Source organism: Bradyrhizobium genosp. SA-3 (assembly GCF_004212635.1).
In the GTDB taxonomy this organism is placed as follows: domain Bacteria; phylum Pseudomonadota; class Alphaproteobacteria; order Rhizobiales; family Xanthobacteraceae; genus Bradyrhizobium.
Map to the genome: position 1 here is coordinate 1 of NZ_PSRT01000120.1, position 25,772 is coordinate 25,772.

General features: G+C 65.4%; 18 protein-coding genes and 1 pseudogene. 5 read left to right on the forward strand and 14 right to left on the reverse strand.

What is annotated here, in order from left to right:
• On the forward strand, positions 1 to 2,473 hold a 2,473-nt coding region (locus CWO91_RS31965), incomplete at its 5' end, for a DUF2339 domain-containing protein (RefSeq protein ID WP_130219426.1).
• Positions 2,474 to 2,476: 3 nt separating this feature from the next.
• Here the strand turns inward: CWO91_RS31965 and CWO91_RS31970 are convergent.
• The 6 genes from CWO91_RS31970 to CWO91_RS31995 form a co-directional block, all read right to left on the reverse strand.
• Positions 2,477 to 4,165 carry a methyl-accepting chemotaxis protein gene (locus CWO91_RS31970; protein ID WP_165405863.1) on the reverse strand — a complete coding sequence of 563 codons (1,689 nt, stop codon included), beginning with the start codon at positions 4,163 to 4,165 and terminating at the stop codon, positions 2,477 to 2,479.
• A gap of 415 nt (positions 4,166 to 4,580) precedes the next feature.
• Complete coding sequence (locus tag CWO91_RS31975; protein WP_130219430.1) at positions 4,581 to 6,317, reverse strand: methyl-accepting chemotaxis protein; 1,737 nt, start codon at positions 6,315 to 6,317, stop codon at positions 4,581 to 4,583.
• Between the two features lie 202 nt (positions 6,318 to 6,519).
• Positions 6,520 to 6,765, reverse strand: coding sequence for a DUF6894 family protein (locus tag CWO91_RS31980; protein WP_130219432.1), 246 nt, complete (start codon positions 6,763 to 6,765; stop codon positions 6,520 to 6,522).
• A gap of 164 nt (positions 6,766 to 6,929) precedes the next feature.
• A complete protein-coding gene (locus CWO91_RS31985) occupies positions 6,930 to 7,517 on the reverse strand; it encodes a hypothetical protein (RefSeq protein ID WP_128935537.1) in 588 nt (195 codons plus the stop codon).
• A 114-nt stretch (positions 7,518 to 7,631) separates the two neighbouring features.
• Positions 7,632 to 8,618 carry an acrylyl-CoA reductase (NADPH) gene (gene acuI, locus CWO91_RS31990; protein ID WP_130219434.1) on the reverse strand — a complete coding sequence of 329 codons (987 nt, stop codon included), beginning with the start codon at positions 8,616 to 8,618 and terminating at the stop codon, positions 7,632 to 7,634.
• A gap of 205 nt (positions 8,619 to 8,823) precedes the next feature.
• The gene (locus tag CWO91_RS31995; protein WP_130219436.1) at positions 8,824 to 10,074 is read right to left on the reverse strand and encodes an MFS transporter; all 1,251 of its coding nucleotides are present in this window, start codon (positions 10,072 to 10,074) and stop codon (positions 8,824 to 8,826) included.
• Positions 10,075 to 10,415: 341 nt separating this feature from the next.
• On the opposite strand from CWO91_RS31995, the gene nadA reads away from it, so the two are divergent.
• The 3 genes from nadA (at position 10,416) to nadC (ending at position 14,242) form a co-directional block, all read left to right on the forward strand.
• Positions 10,416 to 11,546 (forward strand): quinolinate synthase NadA, encoded by a 1,131-nt coding sequence (nadA, locus tag CWO91_RS32000; protein ID WP_130219438.1) that lies wholly within the window; start codon positions 10,416 to 10,418, stop codon positions 11,544 to 11,546.
• A gap of 193 nt (positions 11,547 to 11,739) precedes the next feature.
• Positions 11,740 to 13,353 carry an L-aspartate oxidase gene (locus CWO91_RS32005; protein ID WP_130219440.1) on the forward strand — a complete coding sequence of 538 codons (1,614 nt, stop codon included), beginning with the start codon at positions 11,740 to 11,742 and terminating at the stop codon, positions 13,351 to 13,353.
• Positions 13,354 to 13,363: 10 nt separating this feature from the next.
• On the forward strand, positions 13,364 to 14,242 hold the full coding sequence (nadC, locus tag CWO91_RS32010) for a carboxylating nicotinate-nucleotide diphosphorylase (RefSeq protein WP_130219442.1): 879 nt from the start codon (positions 13,364 to 13,366) through the stop codon (positions 14,240 to 14,242).
• Between the two features lie 182 nt (positions 14,243 to 14,424).
• Here the strand turns inward: nadC and CWO91_RS32015 are convergent, their stop codons facing one another.
• From CWO91_RS32015 to CWO91_RS32025, 3 genes are all read right to left on the reverse strand, one after another.
• The gene (locus CWO91_RS32015) at positions 14,425 to 15,873 is read right to left on the reverse strand and encodes a cell wall hydrolase (protein WP_165405864.1); all 1,449 of its coding nucleotides are present in this window, start codon (positions 15,871 to 15,873) and stop codon (positions 14,425 to 14,427) included.
• Positions 15,874 to 16,492: 619 nt separating this feature from the next.
• Complete coding sequence (gene ppdK / locus CWO91_RS32020; protein ID WP_165405865.1) at positions 16,493 to 19,432, reverse strand: pyruvate, phosphate dikinase; 2,940 nt, start codon at positions 19,430 to 19,432, stop codon at positions 16,493 to 16,495.
• A gap of 96 nt (positions 19,433 to 19,528) precedes the next feature.
• The gene (locus tag CWO91_RS32025; RefSeq protein WP_008562090.1) at positions 19,529 to 19,684 is read right to left on the reverse strand and encodes a DUF3096 domain-containing protein; all 156 of its coding nucleotides are present in this window, start codon (positions 19,682 to 19,684) and stop codon (positions 19,529 to 19,531) included.
• A gap of 222 nt (positions 19,685 to 19,906) precedes the next feature.
• Here CWO91_RS32025 and CWO91_RS32030 point away from each other — a divergent pair, with 222 nt between their 5' ends.
• Complete coding sequence (locus CWO91_RS32030) at positions 19,907 to 20,260, forward strand: DUF1236 domain-containing protein (protein ID WP_130219448.1); 354 nt, start codon at positions 19,907 to 19,909, stop codon at positions 20,258 to 20,260.
• 267 nt (positions 20,261 to 20,527) lie between these two features.
• On the opposite strand, the gene glyS is transcribed toward CWO91_RS32030, so the two are convergent.
• The 5 genes and pseudogenes from glyS to CWO91_RS32055 all read right to left on the reverse strand — a co-directional run.
• Complete coding sequence (gene glyS / locus CWO91_RS32035; protein ID WP_130219450.1) at positions 20,528 to 22,627, reverse strand: glycine--tRNA ligase subunit beta; 2,100 nt, start codon at positions 22,625 to 22,627, stop codon at positions 20,528 to 20,530.
• Positions 22,627 to 23,565 (reverse strand): glycine--tRNA ligase subunit alpha, encoded by a 939-nt coding sequence (locus CWO91_RS32040; protein WP_130219452.1) that lies wholly within the window; start codon positions 23,563 to 23,565, stop codon positions 22,627 to 22,629. Before CWO91_RS32040 ends, glyS begins: the two co-directional genes overlap by 1 nt.
• A 207-nt stretch (positions 23,566 to 23,772) precedes the next feature.
• A complete protein-coding gene (locus CWO91_RS32045; protein WP_091892621.1) occupies positions 23,773 to 23,964 on the reverse strand; it encodes a hypothetical protein in 192 nt (63 codons plus the stop codon).
• Between the two features lie 105 nt (positions 23,965 to 24,069).
• Positions 24,070 to 24,977, reverse strand: a pseudogene (locus tag CWO91_RS32050) (S49 family peptidase).
• Positions 24,978 to 25,191: 214 nt separating this feature from the next.
• A partial coding sequence (locus CWO91_RS32055; RefSeq protein WP_130219455.1) for a tRNA1(Val) (adenine(37)-N6)-methyltransferase occupies positions 25,192 to 25,772 on the reverse strand: 581 nt, incomplete at its 5' end.

Genomic DNA, 25,772 nt, shown 5'->3' on the forward strand with positions numbered 1-25,772 from the left:
AGCCGAGCCGGCGCCGCCAACCGTCACCGAAGCTGTTTCGCCGCCACCGCTCGAAGCGAGCACCGAGGCCGCTGCACCGCCTCCGCTGCCTGCACCCGCGCCCGGCTTCGAGGAGCGACTCGGCACGCGCTGGGTGGTGTGGATCGGCGGGCTTGCGCTCGCGCTCGGCGGCTTCTTCATGGTGCGCTATTCGATCGAGGCCGGCCTTGTCGGTCCTGGCGTGCGCGTCTTCCTCGGCGGCCTGTTCGCGCTGGCGCTGTTGGGTGCCGGCGAGTGGACACGGCGCAAGGAAAGCATCTCGGCCATCCAGGCGCTGCCGATCGCCAACATCCCGGCGATCCTCACCGCGGCCGGCACGGCGGTGGCGTTCGCGACCATCTATGCAGCCTATGCGCTCTACGGTTTCCTCGTGCCCGCCACCGCCTTCGTGCTCCTCGGCCTCGTCGCGCTCGGCACGTTGGCCGCCGCGCTGCTGCATGGGCCCGCGCTCGCGGGCCTCGGCGTCGTCGGTGCGTTCGTGACGCCGATCCTCGTCTCCAGCGGCAAGCCGGACTATTGGGCGCTCTACATCTATCTCGCGATCGTGACCGCCGCGAGCTTCGGCCTTGCCCGCATCCGGCTGTGGCGTTGGCTCGCGGTGACCACGATCGTCTTCACGGTGCTCTGGACCTTCATCGGGCTCGAGCCCGAGTTGCAGGTGGCGCCGCACGCCTTCCACGTCATTGCGGGCTTCACGTTCGCTGCACTCCTCGTCGTCTGCGGATTCATGTTCGGCCCGACCATCGAGGACGGCGAGATCGAGCCGGTGTCGTCGAGCTCGCTCGGCGCCTATCTGTTCGCAGCGATGATCATCGTGCTGTCGAGCGCGCATGCCGATCTGGCGCTGATCGCCTTCAGCCTCCTGGTCGCGGGGACGCTGTTTGTCGCCTGGCGTGCGCCGGCAGCAACCGGTGCGCTGGGCGCGGCCGCGGCGACCGTCTTCATCGTATTCGTCGAATGGGCGGTGCGGGCCAATCCCGACATGCTGGTGCTGCCGGGCGGCCCCCTGCCGGGCGTCGGCCCAGCAGCGATCGACAGCTCCGTGACGCTGCATCTGGTGATGGCTGCGGTCTTCGCCGCCGGCTTCGGCATCACCGGCTTCCTCGCGCAGGGCCGGTCGAATTCGGCTGTCATCCCGGTGGTGTGGTCGGCGGCGGCGGTCGCCACGCCGATCGCGATCCTGGTTGCGCTCTATGCGCGCATCGCCCATCTCGACCGCTCGATCCCGTTTGCGATCCTCGCCGTCCTGCTCGCCGCCGCCTTTGGTGCTGCGACCGAATCGCTCACGCGCCGCGAGACCCGGCCGGGCATCATGATCTCCACGGCGCTGTTCGCGACCGGCACGCTCGGCGCGCTGGCGCTAGCGCTGACCTTCGCGCTCGAGAAGGGCTGGCTCACCATCGCGCTCGCGCTGATGTCGCTCGGCACCGCCTGGATCTCGATGCAGCGGCCGATCCCGTTCCTGCGCTGGCTCGCCGCCATCTTTGCCGGCATCGTCACCGCGCGCATCGTCTATGATCCGCGCATCGTCGGCGATGCCGTCGGCACCACGCCGATTCTGAACTGGCTCTTGTGGGGCTATGGCCTGCCGGCGGCATCGTTCTGGGCGGCGAGCATGTTCCTGCGCCGCCGCGGCGACGACGCGCCGCTGCGCATGGTCGAGGCGGCGGCCGTCCTGTTCACCGCGCTGCTCGCCTTCATGGAGATCCGGCACTTTGCGACCGGTGGCCGCATGACCTCGCCGCCCTCGCTGCTCGAATTCGCCCTGCAAGTCTGCGTCGCGCTCCCGATGGCGATCGGGCTGGAGCGCCTGCGGCTGCGCAGCCACAGCATCGTGCACAATGTCGGCGCGATCGCGCTCACCGCAATCGCCGCGCTCATCAGCGTGTTCGGCCTGCTTCTCCTGGAGAACCCGCTGCTGCTCTCCAGTGTCAATGTCGGCGGCCTTGTGTTCAACCTGCTGCTGCTCGGCTATGCGCTCCCCGCGGTACTGATGCTGCTGCTGTCCTATGCGGTGGCGGGACATCGCCCTGTCGCCTACGCCAATACGATCGCGGGCGGGGCACTGGTGTTCGCGCTCACCTACGTGACGTTGGAGATCCGCCGCTTCTATCACGGCCCGGTCCTGCTCTACGGCGGCACCACAGGCGCGGAGCAATACACCTATTCGATCGGCTGGCTTGCCTTCGGCGTGGTGCTGCTCGGCGTCGGCATCCTGGTCAATTCGGAGCGCGCGCGGCTGGCCTCTGCAGCCGTCATCGCGCTGACCATCCTCAAGGCCTTCGTCATCGACATGTCGACGCTGACAGGCGTCTACCGCGCGCTGTCGTTCATGTGCCTTGGCGTCGTGCTGGTCGCGATCGGCTGGCTCTACCAGCGCATCCTGTTCCGGCGACAGGTCGCACCGCCGCCGGCTCCACAGACGGGCAGTTGAGGATCAGGCGGCGCGGACCGACTCCAGGAACTGCGCGACTTCGACCTTCAGGCGGGTGCTGTCGGTCGCCAGCGATTTCGCCGCCGACAGCACTTCGGTCGAGGCCGAGCCGGTCTCGGTCGCACCGCGCTGCACGTCGGTGATGTTCATCGAAACCTCCTGCGTGCCGACCGAGGCCTGCTGCACGTTGCGTGAGATCTCCTGCGTGGCCGCGCCCTGTTCTTCGACGGCGGCGGCGATCGCCGCGGAGACCTCGGACAGCCGCTCGATGGTGCCGCCGATCTCCTGGATGGCGCTGACCGATTCCTGCGTGGCGGCCTGAATGCCTGCGACCTGCGCCCCGATCTCGCCGGTTGCTTTCGCGGTCTGCTCGGCGAGCGCCTTGACCTCGGACGCGACGACCGCGAAGCCGCGGCCCGCCTCGCCGGCGCGTGCCGCCTCGATGGTCGCGTTCAGCGCCAACAGATTGGTCTGGCCTGCGATGGTGTTGATGAGCTCGACGACGTCGCCGATGCGGGACGCCGCCTGCGACAGCGCGTTGACGCGCTCGTTGGTCCGCGCCGCCTGTTCGACGGCTTCCGCGGCCATCCGCGCCGAATCCTGTACGCGGCGGCTGATCTCGGTGATGGAGGACGACAGCTCTTCCGAGGCGGAGGCCACGGCCTGGACGTTGGTTGAGGCCTCCTCGGAGGCGGCTGCGACGACGGTCGCGAGCTCCCGGCCGCGCTGCGCCGTGTTGGTCAGCGTCGTCGCCGAGGCCTCCAGCTCGGTCGAGGCCGACGACACGGTCCCGACCACTTCACCGATCATGGCTTCGAACTTGCGGGTGATGGCGTCGACGCGGCGGCCGCGCTCGATCTTGGCTTCGGCGTCGCGCGCCGCTGCCTCGTCGGCGGCTTTCTTGGCAATCAGCGCCTCCTTGAAGATCTGCAGCGCATCGGCCATCGAGCCGATCTCGGTCTTCTCGCCGCGATGCGGCACCTCGGCCGAGAGGTCGCCTTCGCCGAGCGACTGCATCGGACGGATGATCGAAGCAATGCCGCGCGAGACGTCGCGCACGAGATAATAGGCGGCGCCGATCGCGATCACGACCGAGAGCACGATGATGCCGACCAGCACGCGGAAGATCGTGGCGTAGCTGTCGGCGGCCTGCTTCGTCTCCAGCTCGGCGCCCTGATTGTTCAACTCGATGCCCTTCTGGAGCAGGGGATCGGCGGCCTGGGCCATCTTAGCGACCTTGGTCTGCAACAGCTCGTTGGCATCGGTCGGGAAGCGGCCAACGCTCTTGCGCGACAGCGCCATCACGTCCTGAACGCCATTCAGATATTCAGCCCACGCCTTGGTCCATTGTCCGTAAAGCGAGCGCTCCTCGGCAGCGGTGATCAGCGGCTCGTAGACCTTGCGGGTCTTCTCGATGCGCTCGCGCAAGGAGGCGAGACGCTTCTCGGCGGCTTCCTTGCCTTCAGCGGTATCCTGCATCAGGTGCAGACGAAGTGCGACGCGCAGCTCGTTGATGTCGGCGCGCATCGAGCCGAGCGCACGCACACTCGGCAACCAGCTCTGCGCAATCTCGACGGTGTGGGCGTTGATGTTCTGCATCGTGCCGATCGCCGTCACGCCGACACCGGCGAGCGAGAGCACGAGGACCGACAGCACGGTCAGCAGCTTGAAGACGATCGACAACTTCGACATCACAACAAATCCCAACGATGCCTAGCAGCGCGCACGACACCTGCGCCACAGACGTCACGACGGACGACAGGGCGGATGTCAGTTCAACAATGCTGGCTGATTCTTATCCCGTAAGATTGCGCCCTATTCTCGCAAGCAGGCGTTAACATGGTCCTACGTAAAACTACTCGGCGTCCCGACAATCGCTAATTTCTCCGACCATCCGCTGCAGCTGCACCGATCTCGCGCTGCGCCGCGCTAGACGCATCGCAACATCTACCAGGCCAAGGTCGTCACGTCGCCCCTCACCGACTCCAGGAAACGCGCCACTTCGCTCTTCAAGCGCGTCGGTCGCGGCGTCGAAATACGAACGCGCGCAACCGCTGCAGTTTCGCGCGCGGCGGTTGCAGATCAGAGTTGCCCAAAGACGTCGCCATCAGCCGGCGCGCACAGAGCCGAGAAACTTGCCGACCTCGAGCTTGAGGCGGTTGCTGTCACCGGACAGCATTTGCGCGGCAGACAGGACTTGCGAGGACGCCGAGCCGGTCTCGCTCGCGCCGCGCTGCACGTCGGTGATGTTGGACGACACCTGATGAGTGCCTTCTGCCGCCTGCTGCACGTTGCGGGAAATTTCCTGCGTCGCGGCGCCCTGCTCTTCAACGGCCGCCGCAATCGTCGAAGAGATCTCCGACAGCTTCTCGATGGTGTCGCTGATGTCCCTGATCGCGCCGACCGAATGTTCGGTCGCGGTCTGGATGCTGGAAATCTGCTGCCCAATCTCGCCGGTTGCCTTCGCCGTCTGCTCGGCCAGGGCCTTGACCTCGGAGGCAACCACCGCAAAGCCCTTGCCCGCTTCGCCGGCGCGGGCGGCCTCGATCGTGGCATTGAGTGCGAGCAGATTTGTCTGGCCGGCGATCGAATTGATCAACTCGATCACGTCGCCGATGCGCGTCGCAGCCTTGGACAACTCGCTGACCCGCTCGGTCGTGACACGAGCCTGGCCGACCGCTTCGTTGGCCACGCGCGCAGACTGCTGAACCTGACGACTGATCTCGTTGATCGACGAAGACAGTTCCTCGGTCGCGGATGCCACCGACTGCACGTTGGTCGAGGCCTCTTCGGAGGCGGCAGCAACCACCGTGGTTAACTCCTGCGCGCGCTCGGCAGTCGAGGTGAGCGTCGAAGCCGAGGCCTCGAGCTCGGTCGAGGCCGAAGAGACGGTCTCGACGATCTCGCCGATGGCGGTTTCGAAACTGTCGGCGAGCTTGTGCATTTCGGCCTTGCGTTGCGCGGCCGCGATCTGGTCCTGCCTGATCTTGGCTTCGGCCTCCTCGTGCGCCTTCTGCTCGGACACGAGCTTGAACTTCTCGACGGCAGCGGCAACGCCGCCCACCTCGTCCTTGCGACCAAGCCCGGGTAGCACCACGGAAAAATCACCGCCGGCGAGCTTGTCCATGGCCACGGTGAGCGCGCGGATCGGCCGCGCGATGGTGAGGAAGGAGATGAGCCAGGAGCCGATCAGAACGAGCGCCGCGAAGGCGCCGACCGCCGTTCCGATCTGCTCGCTCGATCTCATCTGAGCGGCAGCCGCGGCGTTGTCCTCGTCGGATTTGTGTCTCGCATAGTCGGCGATCTGGCTGATCAGCGCGTCGAGTTGGGCTGCGATCGGCAGGGTAACCTCCCGCGCGATGCGAATGCCTTCGTCATTGAGCTTCGCGGCGCGCGTCGCGCCGTCTGGGCCAGACGCGGCGACGGCTTCGCCGCGCACGCCGGCAATCTGCTGCGCAGCTTTGCCATAGTCCGCCGCGAGCGATCTCAGTTTCTCTATCCGGACACGATTCTCGGCCGCGTGAGAAAGCCTCAGCATCGCCTCGACCAGCATGCTCATCGAATTCTGCTGATCGCCGAGAGTCTGGCTGGCCTTGTGAAGATCGGCCGCGCTATTGGCGAGACGAAGGTCGCGCACTGCGAGTTGCATGCCGCGAACTGCAACTTCGGCCCTGACTGCGTCGCGCGCGATCTCCTGCTGTGCAAGTGCACTTTGGCTGGTCTCGCGGATGCCCGCATTGCCGAGCATCTGGCTCGCAATCATGGCTCCAACCAGGAGCACTCCGAGCGCCGAAGCGATCGCCAGCTTGGTCCCGATCTGCATATCCCGAAAGAGGCTCAACATGGTACGTTTCCCAAGAAACGAGCTGCCAAGTCATTGCTGGCCGCTTGGACGTTGATCGCCCTTACCGTGAAAACCTATCGGTCAGAGTTCCATCTTTTGGTTAACGAGCGCCCTCGCAGAAATACTGATTTTGCGCGCTAAATAATTGAAATTGAAGGAAGATGATCTCGTCATAGTTGTAAATTGCAGCTTGAAGTCGGACCTAGGGCGTTTTGCATCCGATAGCCTCTCCAACCAGGCTGACGCGAAAAATCGGCTGCTTGTTCTCGTCGAGCAACTCCATGCACCACTCGGCATTCGGCTTGAGGCCGCGGGCGATGCCGCCGAGCAGATTGGCGCAAACCTCGGTCATCTCGGTCCAGGCCGCTGCGCGATCCTCGAACTCGTAAGGTTGGTCGGCAGCGCCGGAATAGCGGCCGGTGCTGATGCGGAAGAAGTACAGCGACATCGTTGAACCCTTGCGTAGGGCCGCGTCCCCCGGCCGTACGCAAACTGGGACGCGAACAGCTACCAACGCATGAAAGCCGCCGTCCGTATGACTACGGCGCGGCGGCTTCGTGTTCGATAGGGATCTTCAACGACAAAGTGCGCGGCCTGCCCCACGCGGACAGCTCACTGAGTCGAACGGCGCAGCTCCAGCGGGGCCTCGGTCTTCGCGGGTTCCGACTTTACCGGCTCGAGGCGGCCGCTCTCGACACGCGGCGTCTCGACGCGCGCGGCGACCTCTGTGTTGGGCGCGCCGATCGAACCTGTGCGCTCCGATGAGCGCAGCGAGCGCGGACGCGCGACGGCGCGTGCCATCAGCATCTGATTGCCGCCCTGATGGTGGAAGTCGCAATAGGCGAAGCCCATGCCCGAGACCGAGCCGCGGAAGCTGCGTTCGTCGGTCTTTTCCAGATTGAAACAGGGCTCGAACGGAATGCCCTTGATCGAGGCGCAGACGTTCTGCCCGCGGATCTGGAGCGTGTTACCGGGCAGGCGCAGATGTTTGACCGGACCTGCGCCCGAGAACTGCACCGCGCCGGCGGCACCGAGGTCGTCGAGGATGCGGCCCGCACCGCGGGTGCCGTCGAAACAGGTGAAAGCAAACACCTTGCCGGCGACGAAGCGGCGCGCCTCGTCTGCATTCATGCTTCCGGCAATGGCCGGCGCAAACGTCGCTGCCGCCGTGACAGCCCCCAACACAATACGCGCAAGCATGCTCAACTCCGAACCAACCCCGCGGCGGGCGATGCCTTATCTCTCTTTACCCGCTGCTTACCATACTAACCATGGCAAGATTGGAGCAGCTTGGTTGGTAAAGTCTGAACGCCGTCAGACTATTTTTACCACGATGCGGCCGCGGACAGCGCCGGCCAGAATTTTCGCGCCCCAATCGGACACCTCGGCAAGCGGAATTTCCTGAGTGATTTCAGCTAGTTTCGTCCGGTCGAGATCGGACGCCAGGCGCTGCCAGGCGGCTTTCCGCGGCTCGATCGGGCACATCACCGAATCGATGCCGAGAAGGCACACTCCGCGCAAAATGAACGGCGCGACGGAAGATGGCAGGTCCATGCCGGCCGCCAGGCCGCACGCCGCGATCGCTCCGCCGTATTTCGTCATCGACAGGAGGTTGGCGAGCGTGGTCGAGCCGACGCTATCGACGCCACCCGCCCAGCGCTCCCTAGCCAGAGGCTTCGCCGGTGCCGACAATTCGTTGCGGTCGATCACTTCGGCTGCGCCCAGATGCTTCAGATAGTCTGCCTCCGAGGCGCGACCGGTCGAAGCGATGACGTGGTAGCCGAGTTTCGACAGCACCGCGGTCGCAACCGAGCCGACGCCGCCGGCGGCGCCCGTCACCACCACCGGGCCACTCTTCGGCGAGATGCCGTGCTTCTCCAGCGCCAGCACGGACAGCATCGCGGTGAAGCCGGCGGTGCCGATCGCCATGGCGTCGCGCGCCGAGAGGCCCTGCGGCAGCGCGACCAGCCAGTCGCCCTTGACCCGCGCCTTCTCGGCATAGGCGCCGAGATGGGTTTCGCCCATGCCCCAGCCGGTGCAGACCACCTTATCACCCGCCTTCCACTGCGGATGCGAGGACGCTTCGACCGTGCCGGCGAAATCGATGCCGGCGATCATCGGGAAGCGGCGCACCACCGGCGCCTTGCCTGTGAGTGCGAGGCCGTCCTTGTAGTTCAGCGTCGACCATTCCACACGCACGGTGACGTCGCCGTCCATCAGCTCGGCTTCGTCGAACTGCGTCAGCTGCGCGGTGGTGCCCTTGTCCGCCTTGTCGATCCGGATTGCCTTGAACGTGGCCACGACTGAACTCCCTGACTTGTTTGTCGGGAATGTTTAGCCGATCAGGCCGGCTGCGCAACTGGCGCTCCAATTCCGAAGTTCGCAAACCTTATCGGCGCCACGGGAGCGAACTTCGGAATTAAGAGGAGCGCCAGCAAATATATTCCTAGTGCCGGTTATCGATTTGCAATTCCTGAACGATTTCGCGGCTTGCTCTGCAGGAACTTCAAATCGCCGGCACTAGCCGTGCGACCGGTTTCTCCACGATCGGGAGATTGATCAGCGCGGAGAGCACGCCAAACAGGATCGAGAGCCACCAGATCGGCGTGTAGGAACCGAAACGTTCGAACACGATGCCGCCGAGCCAGACGCCGAGGAAGCCGCCGACCTGATGGCTGACGAAGGCAAAGCCGTAGAGCGTTGCGAGCCAACGCGTGCCGAACATCAGCGCCACCAGCGCCGAGGTCGGCGGCACCGTCGACAGCCAGGTCAGGCCGGAGATCGCACCGAATGCGATCGCCGAGAACGGCGTGATCGGGAACGAGATGAAAGCGAGTGTCGCAAGCGCGCGGGTGAAATAGATCGTCGAGAGGATGTAGCGCTTGGGCAGAGTGTTCTGGAGGTAGCCGACACTCAACGAGCCCATGATGTTGAACAGGCCGATCGCCGCGATCACCCAGCCGCCGGTTTGCGCCGAGATGCCGCGATCCACCAGGAAGGCCGGCAGATGCACCGTGATGAAGGCGAGCTGGAAGCCGCAGGTGAAGAAGCCGAGCACCAAGAGCACGTAGGAGCGGTGACCGAAGGCTTCCGCCAGCGCCCTCGTGAAGGTCTGCTCATCCGCAGGCGCCGTGTTGGCCGGGCTTGCGACCGGCGGCGTCGAGAGTGCCAGCGACAGCGGGATGATCAGCAGCATCAGGAAGCCGAACACGGAGAGCGCCTGCTGCCAGCCGAAATTGTCGATCAGCGCAACGCCGATCGGCGCGAACAGGAACTGGCCGAACGATCCCGCCGCGGTGCCGGCACCGAGCGCAAGGCCGCGCTTCTCGGCCGGCAGGAGCTTGCTGAACGCCGACAGCACCAGATTGAACGAGCAACCGGCGAGGCCGAAGCCGATCATGACGCCGGCGCCGATGTCGAGCGACAGCGGCGTCGAGGAGTAGCGCATCAAGAGCAGGCCGCCGGCATAGAGCAGAGCGCCGACACACATCACCCGGAACAGGCCGAAGCGATCGGCGACCGCGCCGGCGAGGGGCTGGCCCAAGCCCCACAGCAGGTTCTGCACGGCGATCGCGAGGCCGAACACGTCGCGGCCCCAGGCGAACTCATGACTCATCGGCTGCACGAAGAAGCCGAGCGCCGAGCGCGGACCGAAGCCGAGCATGCCGATCGCGCAGCCGCATAGAATGATGACGGCCGGGGTGCGCCAGGTCGAGGAACGTGAGACCGGACCGAGTTCGCCTATCTGTGTCGACATGGTGTTCCTCATCTGTCGTTGGCGGATTCGCAAATAGGAAGCCACGAGTCAGGGCGTTTAATGCATCTGCATGAAAATCCCAAGTCAAAAACGGTTGCAGTCCACGAGGAGCTGTCGCGGGAGCATTGCGTTTCACGCGGCCTCACCTGACTCGCGTCGGGGCGATTTGACGGGAATGTGTGCGACGGGGCCTAGCGATCTTCGGCGGAGCATGTTATCTTTGATTTACTCACATTGAGCATATTAGAGCTTCGATGACATCCAGCTCCGGCCTTCGGCCGGATTACTCGGGCTCAAAATATACTCATATTGAGCATAATTGATATGCAAGGGAGGCTTCGATGCCGATCACTGGAATTTACGGTCCCGACGACTTCGCCAACCGGCCCCACGGCCAAATCAATGGCCAAGTCAACGTCCAAGACATCAGCTCCCCTCGCGCCGCGCCCTCCCGAGCGGGAGCCGCGCTGCCAATGCCCTCGCTGGACTGGACGCCCGAGGTCGAGCGCGCCACTGCATCCCTTTACGAACGCGTGAAGCACGTGATCCCGCCGATCGAGTGGCCACTGCTGGCGCCGACCATCAAGGCGATCAACGAACTGAAGCGGGCTCGAGGCGCGGTGATCCTCGCGCATAATTACCAGGCGCCGGAGATCTTCCACTGCGTCGCCGACATCGGCGGCGACTCGCTCCAGCTCGCGGTCGAGGCGACCAAGGTGAAGGCCGGCATCATCGTGCAGTGCGGCGTGCACTTCATGGCGGAGACATCGAAGCTGCTCAACCCGGACAAGACGGTGCTGATCCCGGATTCACGGGCCGGCTGCTCGCTCGCCGCCAGCATTACCGGCGCCGACGTTCGCCTGCTCCGCGAAAGATTCCCCGGCGTGCCGGTCGTCGCCTACGTCAACACCTCGGCCGAGGTGAAGGCCGAGGTCGATATCTGCTGCACCTCGTCGAATGCGGTGCAGGTGGTCGAGAGCCTGAATGCGCCAAGCGTGATCTTCCTGCCCGACCGCTATCTCGCCACCTACGTGGCCTCCAAGACCGACGTGAAGATCATCGCCTGGAAGGGCGCCTGCGAAGTGCACGAGCGCTTCACGGGTGAAGAGCTGCGCAGCCTTCGCGATGGCGATCCCACCGTGCAGATCATCGCGCATCCCGAATGCCCGCCGGACGTGCTGGCGGAGGCCGATTTCACCGGCTCGACCGCTCACATGATTAACTGGGTGCGTAACAAGCGGCCGCGACGCCTGGTGATGATCACTGAATGCTCGATGGCCGACAACGTGCGGGCGGAGCTGCCCGACGTGGAGATGCTGCGCCCGTGCAATCTCTGCCCGCACATGAAGCGCATCACGCTTGCCAACATCCTGGAAAGCCTGCGGACGCTCCGCGAGGAAGTGACGATCGACCCCGCGCTCGCGATGCGCGCGCGGCGCTCGGTCGAGCGGATGATCAATTTGAAGAATTGAGAGCAAGACGCTGCAACACACACAGCCGTCGTCCCGGACAAGCGCGCCTTCAAGCGCGCGCAGATCCGGGACCCATAACCACAGGAAGATGTTTGGCGAAGAACGGCGTTGAGCAGCTTCGCGCAACAACTTCCGCCGCGGCGTATGGGTCCCGGCATTCGCCGGGACGACGGCGGAGCAAGAGGAAATAGCGATGACAACAACAAACAACATCCACAATCTCACCCGCGCTACCGACGACGTCGTCATCGTTGGCGGCGGCCTTGCCGGACTCTTTTGCGCGCTGAAGCTCGCGCCGCGGCCGGTGACGCTGATCTCGGCGGCCCCGCTCGGACAGGGCGCATCATCGGCATGGGCGCAAGGCGGCATCGCGGCGGCGGTGGCCGAAGGCGATACGCCGGAAGCGCATGCCGCGGACACGATTGCCGTCGGGGGCGGTCTCGTCGATGAAGCCGTTGCACTTGGCATCGCGCGGGAGGCGGCGCCGCGAATCCATGACCTTCTCGCCTATGGCGTCCCATTCGATCGCGATCTGGAAGGAAAGCTCGCCGTGGGACGCGAAGCCGCACACTCGGCCCGGCGCATCGTGCATGTGCGCGGCGATCAGGCCGGCGACGCGATCGTCGCGGCCTTGAGCGAGGCCGTGCGCCGCACGCCGTCGATCCGCATCATCGAAGGTCTCGTCGCCGAAGCACTGCTGAGCGAGGACGGCGCTGTCACGGGCCTCCAATTGCGCGAGGCCGGCAATCCCGCTGCACGGCCGATCATCCTCGCCTCGCGCGCGATCGTGCTTGCCACCGGCGGCCTCGGGCATCTCTATGCCGCCACCACCAATCCGCTCGAGGCCGGCGGCTCGGGCCTTGCGATCGCCGCTCGCGCCGGCGCCGTGATCGCCGATCCCGAATTCGTGCAGTTCCATCCGACTGCCATCATGGTCGGGCGTGACCCGGCGCCGCTTGCGACCGAGGCACTGCGCGGCGAAGGCGCGACGCTGGTCAACGGCCGCGGTGAGCGTTTCATGATGGCGCGCCATCCGCTCGCCGAGCTCGCGCCGCGCGACATCGTCGCCCGCGGCGTCTTTGCCGAGATCGCGGCTGGGCGCGGCGCGTTCCTCGATGCACGGCAGGCGCTGGGGGCGCGCTTCGCCGAAAAGTTTCCCACCGTGCATGCAAGCTGCATCGCCGCCGGAATCGATCCCGCGACAGAGGCCATCCCGATCGCGCCGGCCGCGCACTACCACATGGGCGGCATCGCGGTGGACGCGCGCGGCCGCAGCTCGATCGACGGGCTCTGGGCCGGCGGCGAAGTGTCCTCCACCGGCGCGCATGGTGCCAACCGGCTGGCGTCGAATTCGCTGCTGGAGGCCGTGGTCTACGCCGCGCGCATCGCTGAGGACATCGACGGCTGCGCCGTCCCCGCACCTGCCCGGCTTCCGGACGCGCTGGTGACGCCGCACGGCGGTGCGCCCGATGCTGCGGCCGTGAAGCGGCTGCGGGCGGTGATGAACGCACGCGTCGGCGTGATCCGCTACAGTGACGGGCTTGCCGAGGCCGTCCACAGCTTCGCTGCGCTCGAACGCGAGGCTACGAGCATCGCGCTACGCAACATGGCGACGTCTGCGCTGCTCGTCGCGGCCGCGGCCTGGACCCGGCGCGAGAGCCGCGGCGCGCATTTCCGCTCCGACCATCCGGCGGATGTCCCTGCCCTGGCGCGACGAACGATGACCACGCTCGCCGCAGTGCGCGAGGTGGCCGACAGCCTCGCCGATCGCTCAATGCCGCGCACCGCGCAACCCATCATGGCCTGACGGAGTTCTCATGATCACCGCAACCTCACTGCTCTATCCCGACGCCTTTCTCTCGCCGCTCGCCATCGACGAGGCCGTGCAGCGCGCGCTCGACGAAGACCTCGGGCGCGCCGGCGACATCACCTCGCTGGCAACGATTCCGGAACCCACGACGGCGCAGGCGATCCTGGTCGCGCGCCAATCCGGCGTGATCGCCGGATTGGCGCTGGCGCTGGCGACGCTGCAAAAGCTCTCACCCGACATCGAGGTCCGCGCGCATGTCCGCGACGCCGCGCGGGTTGCCCGCGGACAGCAGGTGTTGACGATCTCGGGGCCCGCGCGCGCCATTCTCACGTCGGAGCGGACCGCGCTGAACTTCGTCGGTCGCCTGTCGGGCATCGCGACGCTCACGGCCGACTACGTCGCGCGCACCGAAGGCACGAAAATGCGCATCTGCTGCACGCGGAAGACCACGCCGGGATTGCGGGCGCTGGAGAAATATGCCGTGCGCTGCGGCGGCGGGTTCAATCACCGCTTCGGCCTCGACGATGCGATCCTGATCAAGGACAACCACATCGCGGTCGCCGGCGGCATCCGGCCCGTGCTGGAGCGCGCCCGCGCTCATGCCGGCCATCTCGTCAAGATCGAGATCGAAGTGGACACGCTTGCGCAACTGCGCGAGGTGCTGGCCACCGGACTGGCCGACGCGGTGCTGCTCGACAACATGGATATCGCGACGTTGCGCGAGGCGGTGAGGCTCACCGAGGGCCGCCTCAAGCTGGAGGCGTCCGGCGGCGTCACGCTGGACTCGATCGCGGCGATCGCGGCCACCGGCGTCGACTACGCCTCGGCCGGTGCGCTGACGCATTCGGCGCTGAATTTCGACTGTGCGCTGGATATCGAGGCGTGATGTCCTTGCCTCTCCCCGCTTGCGGGGAGAGGCCGGAATGCGCATGTAGCGCGGATTCCGGGTGAGGGGGGAGTCTCCGCGAGCCGAACTCTCACCGTCCCCGCGGCGAGTCCCCCTCACCCCAACCCTCTCCCCGCAAGCCCGCGAGCGGGGCGAGGGAGTAGACCTACATTGTGGCGAGCCTACCGCCGCTCCCCCATCTCCGCGGAACTCTTGGCTTCCAGTGCGAGTTCGGCGGAGAGCGCCGCGGTTTGGGCCGGGGTGCCCCAGCTCGGTTCCTCGCTACCGTCGCCCCAGTTGCGCGGCCGATAGAAGGTGTGCACGCCGGTCTTGTACATCTTCTTCATCTCGGCGACCCAGGACGGGCGCACCCAATAGGCGTGGTAGTGCGTCGACTTGCCGACCTCGGGCAGCCAGATCTGGCCATCGAGCATCGCCTTCGAAATCTTCTTCGCGCGCTCCCACATCTCGGGCTCGCGGATCACGTCCGGATTGTTGTCGCATGCAAAGGTGAACTGGCAGGCGAAATGGCGGTACTTGTTCTGGTAGACGACGCCGCACACGGTGTCGGGATATTTGCCGGAGAAGACGCGGTTCATCACGACCTGCGCGACCGCCATCTGGCCGCGCACGGCCTCGCCGCGCGATTCGAAATAGACCGCTTCGGCGAGACACTTCTCGGACTTGGCGCGCGACTTGTCGTCGAGCGCGAGCCGCTCCGCCGGCGACCTGGCCCGCTGGTTGTCGGCGTTGACCTCGCCCTTCGGCGCGACGCTCTCACCGCTTTCGATGTCCTTGGCAATCTCCGCTGTCGGCGGCGACAGCGAGGCCGTCACCTTCATATCGGGATCAGGCATCACGATCAGCGGCTCGGCCCCGGGCTGCCAGCTCTCGATGCTTTCGAGATTGCCGCCGAGCGAGGAGCTGCCGAAGAACAGGTTCGACGTCTTGACGGTAAAGGGATCGCGCGCCGGCGCGGCCGGCGCCGTGGCCTGCTTCAGCGCTTCCAGCGGCTGCACCGCGAACGCGCGCGCGGCATCGCTCGCCTGCGGCGCATTGGTATATTGCGGCAGCGGCGGCGCACGCAGCGCTTCCTGGAGCTCGGGATCGAGCGCGGCCGCGGACTCCGGCGACATCGGCTGCGGTAACGCGGCGGTCTTGGCCCCGAACACCGAGCTGTTCGACGTCGCGGGATCTTCCTGCGCGGGCGCTGCAGGCGGCGCAGCCGCATCGGGAGACGTCGTCGGCGTGACGATCGCGAGACGATCACCCTTCATGGAGCGATCGACCTTGGGAAAATCGGCGGCCTGGTAGCGCGGCGGCGCCTGCAGCGCCGGATTGCGGCTGATCGCGCCGGTGACGTCGCGGCCATCGATGCTGGCGAGGCGAACCATCGCGCTCTGCGGAACCGAGGTGCCGATCGGCCGGGAAAAACTGTAGGTGGCGAGCTGGATCGAGGACGCCGCGGAATACACCTGCTTCTGCCACCGCTCGGCGACGCCGGGTTGGCGTGCCAGCAGCGAGGCAATGTCCTGATAGCCGGTCTCTCTCGGCATCAATGCGAAGATGCAGAGACCGATGCCGAAGGACGCGAACCGCGCGCCCTTCGGATGGTTACGCAACACTGACATCGATACGCTCACGCTACGCTTACGCCAGAAAAATCGAACGGCAGTACGTCCGTGCAATTCGATCTTTATCGTAAGTATCTAATTTAGGTTGCCGGGGCGTTAATCGACGTGGCACGTACGGCACACTCAAGCGAACACAGGTGTTTTCACGGGGTGATTGCGCGGGTTGGTAAATGCCGAGCGAGGTGAAGCGGTAAATAGCTCGTCAACGCGAATGGTGAAGGAACTCTTGACGGCGCGGGTGTGGTTCCGTGGTTTACGCAATGCGCTCCCACATTCCCGCTGTCATGCCCGCGAAGGCGGGCATCCAGTACTCCGCAGCGTCTCGATTCAAACACTGCCGTCTCGGCGTACTGGGATCGCCCGGTCAAGCCGGGCGATGACATCGACTGTGTGGCGCGAGGCGCATGCAACACAATCGTCATTGCGAGGAGCACTTGCGACGAAGCAATCCAGAATCCCTCCGCGGAAAGATTCTGGATTGCTTCGCGGAGCCTGTCATCGGGCCGCGCTTCGCGCGGACCCGTTGGCTCGCAATGACGGTGGGGATACAGCATCACGCAAAATGAAAGAGGCGGGGTTTGGCCCCGCCTCTTCGCATCCAACACTTCAAATCGCCTTACGCCTGGCTCGCGATCTCCTTGCCGAGCGCGGCTTGCGCGGCGGCGAGGCGGGCGATCGGCACGCGGTAGGGCGAGCAGGAGACGTAGTCGAGGCCGATCGTGTGGCAGAAGGCGACGGAGGCGGGATCGCCGCCGTGCTCGCCGCAGATGCCGACCTTGAGCGAGGACCGCGTCTTGCGGCCGCGTGCGACGCCGATCTTGACGAGCTCACCGACGCCTTCCTGATCGAGCGCGATGAAGGGATCGACCGAGAGGATGCCCTTCGCGACGTACGGACCGAGGAAGCTCGCCGCGTCGTCGCGGCTGATGCCGTACGTCGTCTGCGTGAGATCGTTGGTTCCGAACGAGAAGAACTCGGCGCTTTTCGCGATCTCGGCCGCGAGCAGACAGGCGCGCGGCAGCTCGATCATGGTGCCGACCTGATAGGCGAGCTTCGTATTGGTCTCGCGCATCACCGCCTGTGCCGTGGCATCGATCCGCGCCTTGACGAGGTCGAGCTCGGCCTTGGTCGCGATCAGCGGGACCATCACCTCGAGACCCACGGCCTTGCCGGTGCGCTTCTGCGCCTCGACCGCCGCCTCGAAGATCGCGCGCGCCTGCATCTCGGCGATTTCAGGATAGGCGATCGCGATACGGCAGCCGCGGAAGCCGAGCATCGGGTTGAACTCCGAGAGCTCGCGGGCGCGGTCGGCGAGGCGCCGCGGGTCGGTGTTCATGGCGCGCGCCACTTCCTCGACCTCGGCATGGGTGTGCGGCAGGAACTCGTGCAGCGGCGGATCGAGCAGGCGGATCGTGACGGGCAGGCCCTTCATGATCTCGAACAGCTCGACGAAGTCGGCGCGCTGCATCGGCAGCAGCTTTGCGAGCGCGGCACGGCGCGACTGCTCGTCCTCGGAGAGGATCATCTCGCGCACCGTGCGGATGCGCGTCTCCTCGAAGAACATGTGCTCGGTTCGGCACAAGCCAATGCCTTCCGCGCCGAACTTGATCGCGGTGTGCGCGTCCTCCGGCGTGTCGGCGTTGACCCGCACGCCGATCTTGCGGACCTGGTCGGCCCAATTCATCAGCGTGCCGAACTCGCCGGACAGCTCCGGCTCGATCATCGGCATGCGCCCCGCTAGCACCTGGCCGAGCGAGCCGTCGATGGTGATGACGTCGCCGGTCTTGAAGGTGCGCGAGCCGATGCTCATGGTGCCGCGGCCGTAATCGACGCGGATGGTGCCGCAGCCGGAGACGCAGGGCTTGCCCATGCCGCGCGCGACCACCGCCGCGTGCGAGGTCATGCCGCCGCGCGTGGTCAAGATGCCTTCGGCGGCATGCATGCCGTGGATGTCTTCAGGGCTGGTCTCGATGCGGACCAGGATCACCTTGCGTCCGTCGGCCTGGAGCTTGGCCGCTTCATCCGAGGAGAACACGATCTCGCCGGAAGCAGCGCCCGGGGATGCCGGCAGGCCGGTCGCGATCACGTCGCGCTTGGCGTTGGGATCAATGGTCGGATGCAAGAGCTGATCGAGCGAGGCCGGATCGATCCGCGTCACCGCTTCCTTCTTCGAGATCAGGCCTTCATTGGCGAGCTCGACCGCGATGCGCAGTGCCGCTTTCGCAGTGCGCTTGCCGCCGCGGGTCTGGAGCATCCAGAGTTTGCCCTGCTCGACCGTGAACTCCATGTCCTGCATGTCGCGGTAGTGCTTCTCGAGCAGCGTGTAGATCCGCGTCAGCTCCTTGAAGGCCTCCGGCATCGCCGATTCCATCGACGCCTTGTCGGAGCCCGATTCCTTGCGCGCCTCCTCGGTGATGTCCTGCGGCGTGCGGATGCCCGCCACCACGTCCTCGCCTTGCGCGTTGATCAGGAACTCGCCGTAGAGCTTGCTCTCGCCGGTCGAGGGATTGCGCGTGAAGGCAACGCCCGTCGCCGAGGTCTCGCCCATGTTGCCGAACACCATGGCCTGCACGTTGACAGCGGTGCCCCAGGATTCCGGAATGTCGTGCAGCTTGCGGTAGGTCACCGCGCGCGCGTTCATCCAGGATGAAAACACCGCACCGATCGCGCCCCAGAGCTGGTCGTGCGGATCCTGCGGGAATTCCTTGCCGGTCTCGCGCGCGACCGCGTCCTTGTACTTGCCGACCAGCTCGACCCAATCGTCGGCCGAAAGATCGGTGTCAAGCGTGTAGCCCTGGCTGTCCTTGAAGGTGTCGAGGATTTCCTCGAAGTGATGATGCTCGAATCCGAGCACCACGTCCGAATACATCGTGATGAAGCGGCGATAGCTGTCATAGGCAAAGCGGCGGTCACCCGACAGCTCGGCCAGCGCTTCCACGGTCTGGTCGTTGAGGCCGAGATTGAGCACGGTGTCCATCATGCCCGGCATCGAGGCGCGCGCGCCGGAGCGCACGGAGACGAGCAGCGGGTTCTTGGTGTCGCCGAACACCTTGCCGGTCAACCTGCCGACATGCTCCAGCGCCTTCTCAACCTGCGACTGCAGTTCCTTCGGATAGGTTTTGTCGTGTGCGTAGAAATAGGTGCAGACCGAGGTCGGGATGGTGAAGCCCGGAGGCACCGGCAGGCCCAGATTGGCCATCTCGGCGAGGTTGGCGCCCTTGCCGCCAAGCAGGTCACGCATTTCCGAGCGGCCCTCGGCCTTGCCGTCACCGAATGTGAACACCCATTTGCCGGCCTTGGCCGCTGCTGGCGCCGCCTTCGCGGGCCTAGCCTTCTTTGGTGCAGGCTTCGCAGCGGCCTTCGGCAGAGCCGCCTTGGTCACAGCCTTTGCCGCCGGCTTGGCGGCGGACTTGGCAGCGGGCTTGGCGACCGGCTTCGGCGCTCTCTTGGCCAGCGCTTTGCGGGCCGGCGGCGCGGCCTTCGCCGCGGCGGAGGACTTTGATTTCGCTGGGATTTTCGCTGGCATTTTCTTCGGCTTCGAAGCGGCTTTGGCCATAGCTTGCACACAACCTGCGAGAGGAATGGGAAATCGCGGGCCTTACACCATTTTGGGCGGGCCCGCGCAAGACGGACAGTTCCGAAAAGTGAACGCCTAGAAGCGGAGCCACTTCAGGAGCCCGAGCCCGATCGCGCCATTCACGATGAGGAAGATCGCGACGATCAGATTGAGGAGTCGCGGCATGATCAGGATGAGCACGCCCGCAATCAACGACAGGATCGGCGAAATGTGGGCGACGGTGATGTGCATGAACTATCTTTCTGTGGAGGTGGACGAATCGCGGGCGGATCATAGCGGTCCCGGTTCCGCGAGTAGAGACGCGTAAGAGCGATGCGAGTTCCCGGCTTCGCGAAAACTGCCCGAAATTGCCGCGGATGCGGCAAGCCCTTTCCCGGAACATTGCGAAGTCGCATGCATTGGCAACCGACTGCGCCACTGGCGCATCGGAAAATCACGTCGAAGGAGTTGCCCATGCGGAACAGGATTCTTGCCCTCGCGGCGCTGTGCGTTGCGACCGGCTCGCCCCTCGCGGCACAGGCGCAAAGCGATGTCACGGTGGGACGCGCGCCCGCCGTGGTCGACAGCAGCCCGACCATTGCGGCCGACCAGCGGCTGGCCTTCCGCGACTATGTCGTCGAACAACGTGTGCCGCCCTTCCGCATCCCGGATCGCGTGGTGGTCGGCGCCGTCTTACCCGAGAGCGGCATCACCTATTATGACGTGCCGCAACGTTTCGGCGCCACCACCTATCGCTACACCGTCGTGAACGGCGAGACCGTGCTGGTCGAGCCGCGCTCGCGCCGCATCGTCGAGGTGCTGGACTGAGATCGACGACCTGAGATCGACTAGGTGTCCGGCGCGCCACATCAGGCTGGCGCGAGCAGTGTTAATCGGACATCAGGCCCCGCCCGGTCCTCCCCCCGCCGGGTGGGGCTTTTTTGTGGGTGTCGGATTTGCGCTCTCGTGTCCCGGGCAAGCGAAGCGCAGACCCGGGACCCAGAAGCTCCGAGCACGTCGCAACATGGGCCCCGGCTCTGCAGCGCATCGCGCCGCGAAGGCGCGGCGCGCTGCGCAGCGTCCGGGGCACGTGCCTCAATCCTGGATCTTCGAGAAATCCGCCACCGCCCGCGTGGCGCTGCGGATCTCATTCAGCAGCTTCAGGCGGTTCTCGCGCACCTTTGGATCCTCGTCATTGACGCGAACCTTGTCGAAGAACGCGTCGACCGGCGGACGCAATTTCGCCATCGCGCTCATCGCCGCGGCGAAATCTTCCTTGGCGACGGCAGCGCTCGCTTCCGCCTTGACCTCGCCGATCGCCTTCGCCAGCGCCTTTTCCTCGTTGAGGCTGTAGAGCGCAGCATCCGGCGCGCCGTCGAACGTGCGCTTGTCCTTCTTCTCCTCGATCGAGAGGATGTTGCTGGCGCGCTTGGTGCCGGCGAGCAGGTTCTTGCCGTCGTCACTGTCGAGGAATTTTCCGAGTGCCTCGACGCGGCGGACGATCATCAGGAGATCATCCTGGCCGCCGAGCGCGAACACGGCATCGACGAGATCATGACGCGCGCCCTGCTCGCGGAGTTGGACCTTGAGGCGATCGGCGAAGAACGCGAGCAGGTCGCTCGGAAGCTTTTGCGCATCGGTCGGCCTGACCGACAAACCGGCGAGTGCGGACGCCGCCGCCTTCATGAGCGACAAACGCAGCGCGTTCTCGGCAATCAGCCTGATCACCCCGAGGGCAGCTCTCCGCAGCGCATACGGGTCCTTGCTGCCCGTCGGCTTCTCGTCGATGGCCCAGAAACCAACGAGCGTATCGACCTTATCGGCGAGCGCGACCGCAACGCTGACCGGATCAGTCGGCACGCGATCGGCAGGTCCTTGCGGCTTGTAATGCTCCTCACAAGCCGCGGCGACCGAGGCATCCTCGCCCTGCGCCAACGCGTAATACTTGCCCATCAGGCCCTGTACCTCGGGGAATTCGCCGACGACTTCGGTCAGCAAATCCGCCTTGGCGAGATGAGCAGCACGCGTGGCCTTGGCGACATCGGCGCCGACCAGCGGCGCGATCTCGGCGGCAAGGCGCTCGATGCGCTTGATGCGCGCGGCCTGCGTGCCGAGCTTCTCGTGGAACACGATCTGCTCGAACTTCGGCAGCCGGTCCTCGAGCTTCGTCTTCAGGTCCGTCTCGTAGAAGAACTTCGCGTCGCTCAACCGCGCGCGGATGACACGCTCGTTGCCGGCGATGATGGTCGCACCACCATCGGCCGCTTCGATGTTGGCGACCAGGATGAACTTGTTGGCGAGTTTTCCGGTCTTGGGATCGCTGACGACGAAGCACTTCTGGTTGTTGCGGATGGTGGCGCGGATGACTTCCGCGGGCGTCGTCAAGAATTCCGGCTCGAACGAGCCCATCAGCACGACCGGCCATTCGACGAGGCCGGCGACCTCATCGAGCAGGTTCTGGTCCTCGACGAGTTCGAACCCTTGCGCAAACGCGAGCTGCTTGGCGTCGGTGAGGATCGCGTCCTTGCGGCGCTCAGGGTCGAGCGCGACTTTCGCGGCGAGCAGCTTTGCTTCGTAGTCCTCGAAGCGACGCACGGAAATAGCCGCTGGCGCGAGGAAGCGATGGCCGTAGGTGGTCTGGCCGGCCTCGATGCCGTCGACCGAGAATTTCACGACATCAGGCTCTTCGGTCTCGAGCCCGAAAGTCGCGGTGATCGAGTGCAGCGGCCGCACCCAGTTCAGCGAACCCGATTTGCCCGAACGCGCGCCCCAGCGCATCGATTTCGGCCAGGGGAAGGTGCGGATGATCACCGGCAGAATCTCGGCGAGCACGTCGATCGCGTCGCGGCCGGGCTTCTCGATCAGCGCGATGTAGAAATCGCCCTTGGGGTCGCGCTGGATCTTGGCTTCCTCCAGCGAAGTCAAACCTGTCGCCTTCAGAAAGCCCTGCACGGCCGCATCGGGCGCGCCGATTTTCGGTCCGCGGCGTTCGGTCTTGAGGTCGGGCTGGCGGACGGGAATGCCGTGCACGGTCAGCGCAAGGCGGCGCGGCGTCGCAAACGCCTTTGCGCCCTCGTAGACGAGACCTTCGGCGACGAGCTTGTCGGTAACCATGCGGCGCAGATCGTCGGCCGCCTTGGCCTGCATGCGCGCGGGGATTTCTTCTGAGAACAGTTCAAGCAAAAGATCGGGCATCAGGCCGCTCCGCCCGCTTCAGTGTGGATCCAGGCCTCGCCACAGGCCTTGGCCAGCTCGCGCACCCGCAGAATGTAGCTCTGCCGCTCGGTCACGGAGATCACGCCGCGCGCATCGAGCAGGTTGAAGACATGGCTCGCCTTGATGCACTGGTCATAGGCCGGCAGCGCCATCAGATGCTGCTTGCTGTTGCCGCCTTCGCGCCAGCCTGCGTCGAGATATTTCCTGCAGGCCGCTTCCGCCATTTTGAACTGCTCGAACAGCATCGAGGTGTCGGCGTATTCAAAGTTGTGCCGCGAATATTCCTGCTCGGCTTGCAGGAACACATCACCATAGGTGACCTTGGCGTCGCCGTCGCGGCCGTTGAAGTTGAGGTCATAGACGCGATCGACGCCCTGCACATACATCGCGAGGCGCTCGAGCCCGTAGGTGAGCTCGCCCGCCACCGGCGCGCATTCGAAGCCCGCGACCTGCTGGAAATAGGTGAACTGGCTGACTTCCATCCCGTCGCACCAGCATTCCCACCCGAGGCCCCAGGCGCCCAGCGTCGGGCTCTCCCAATCGTCCTCGACGAAGCGAATGTCGTGCACGGCGGAATCGATGCCGATCGCGGCGAGCGACTTCAGGTACAGCTCCTGAAGGTTCGGCGGCGACGGCTTCATGATCACCTGGAACTGATAGTAGTGCTGCATCCGGTTCGGATTCTCGCCGTAGCGGCCGTCCTTGGGCCGGCGCGAGGGCTGCACATAGGCCGCGTTCCAGGGCTTTGGCCCGAGCGCGCGCAGGGTGGTCGCCGGATGGAAGGTGCCCGCGCCCATCTCCATGTCGTAGGGCTGCAGGATCACGCAGCCCTGCTCGGCCCAGAACCGCTGGAGCGCGAGGATGAAGCCCTGGAACGAGCGTTCCGGGCGCATATGGGCGGGCAATGAGGCGTCCATCGTCAGATCAGGCTCTCGCGGGGGTTTGAATCGCGCGGGACCGTATCGACGGCGGGGATGGGAATCAAGGCGAAGGGGGGCGGATTAGGACCTAACAACTGCCGTAGGTGGGCAAAGCAAAGCGTGCCCACCACCGACATCACGGTCCCGGAAAGATGGTGGGCACGGCGCAAGAGCGCCTTTGCCCACCCTGCGGCAACGAGGCGACTATCCCGGCCGGTAAGCTCCCGTCACGGGGTCACGTTTCAGCGTCTGGATGTCCCCCATAGGGGCGGCCTCGGTGACGCGCGACAGGCGCATCTCCTCCAGCTCCTGGTTGATCCGGACAGCGGTCTTGTAGGCCCAGCGGACCACGGCAAGCCCGCCCAGGACGCCCGCGAAAGCGACGAACGGCGGCATCGGTCGATCCTTGTCTAGTGCTCAGCCCCCACGCGTATTGTTGCGCAGATGGACCTGCGCCGCAATCGGAGCGTCGAGGGGCCAAATGGCGCGGGAGCGCGAGCGCTAGAACCCGAATTTCGCCCAAATCGCCCGCGTCTCGACCGCCGAGATCAGCTCGTCCGGCAGCCGGCCATTGATTCCAGGGCCGAAAGCTGCCCCGCGCCGGGCGCTTTCCGGCCCAGAAGACCGGAGAGGAGCCCGGTCGGCTGCGCAATCACGGGGGTGAGAACCTTCTCGCCATAACGGGCACGAAGAGTTGAGCGGAGGTCGCCGATGCTGTCGGCGAGCCCCAGCGCGATCGCGCTCTCGCCGGCCCAGTACTCGCCCGTGAACAGGGTGTCGTCCGCGCCATTCAGCCGCGCGCCGCGGCTCTCCTTCACCAGGGCGATGAAGATTTGGTGGATCTCGCGCTGGATCGCCTTCAGCTTGGCGACGTCATCCGGGTTTTCCGGGAGGAACGGGTCGAGCATCGCCTTGTGGGCGCCGGCGGTGTAGAGGCGCCGCTCGACGCCGAGCCGCCTGATCGCCTCCTGGAAACCAAAACTGCCACCGACGACGCCGATAGAGCCGAGGATCGAAGATGGATCGCAGATGATCTCATCGCCGGCACAGGCGATCATGTAGCCGCCTGAGGCCGCGACGTCCTCGACGAAGACCAGCACGGGCAGCTTCTTCTCCGCCGCGAGCTGCTTGATGCGCAGGTAGATCTGGCGCGACTGCACCGGTGAGCCGCCGGGCGAATTGATCATCAGCGCCACCGCCTTGGCGTTCCGATACGAAAACGCCCGTTCCAGCACCCGCGCGACGGTCGCGAGCGTCATGCCCGGACGCAGCGGCGTCACTGCGCCGATCACGCCGGATAGCCGCACCACCGGCACGATTGCCGCGCCGGGCCGGAAACGCGCCGGCAGATATTGCATGAGCTTGTCGGCCAGGCCGGAACTCTCACGATCGTTCAATTGTTCGGCCATGCCGTTACCTCTGCTTAACCATTTCTTATCACGCGACTGTCATTGGAAGTGCCTGGAACGTGTTTTGCAGATTTTCCGTTGGGAGGCTGCAATGCGGCAGCGGAGAACGCCATGAAAATCTATTTGCTGATGCTGCTGATCGGTGCGCTATTCATGGCGATCCGTCTGACGACGCCGCAGGAACAGCAATCGGAATCGCTTCCGCAGTAGGCCGTCACGGCTCCGCCAGCGGCAACACCGCTCTCCCCTCCAGAATCTCCTTCACCTCTCTTGTAGGCACGCCCGACTCGTCGTTGAGCATGAGGCCCGGCAGCAGTCGTGCCGGCGCCCGGCCGCCTTTGACCGCGCGCACCAGCACCCGGATCGCGGGGCGTCCGGTTTCCCCATGAACCGGAAGAATCGACAGGCTGCCGAAGCCGCGTGACAGCGCTGCAAGGACGTCCGCGATCCCATCTGCCCGCCAGATCAACGTCAGCCCGCCATTCGATCGCAGGATACGCCGCGCCGCATGCACCCATGCATTCAGCGTCTCCTCGCTCGCCACATGAGCGGTGTGGCGCGCCTGATCCGGCGACCCGCGATGCCGAGCCGGATCGTTGAAAGGCGGGTTCATCAGCACCACGTCGACGCTGTCGGGCACGAGCCCATGTGCCGCAAACGCCTGCGCATCGGCCGTGACGTCGAGCACGATCGCCTCGGCGGCAATGCCATTCGCCGCGGCGTTCGCCCGCGCAAGCTCCGCCAGCTCCGGATCGATCTCGACCAGGCCGAGCCTCAATCCAGCCACGCGCCGGG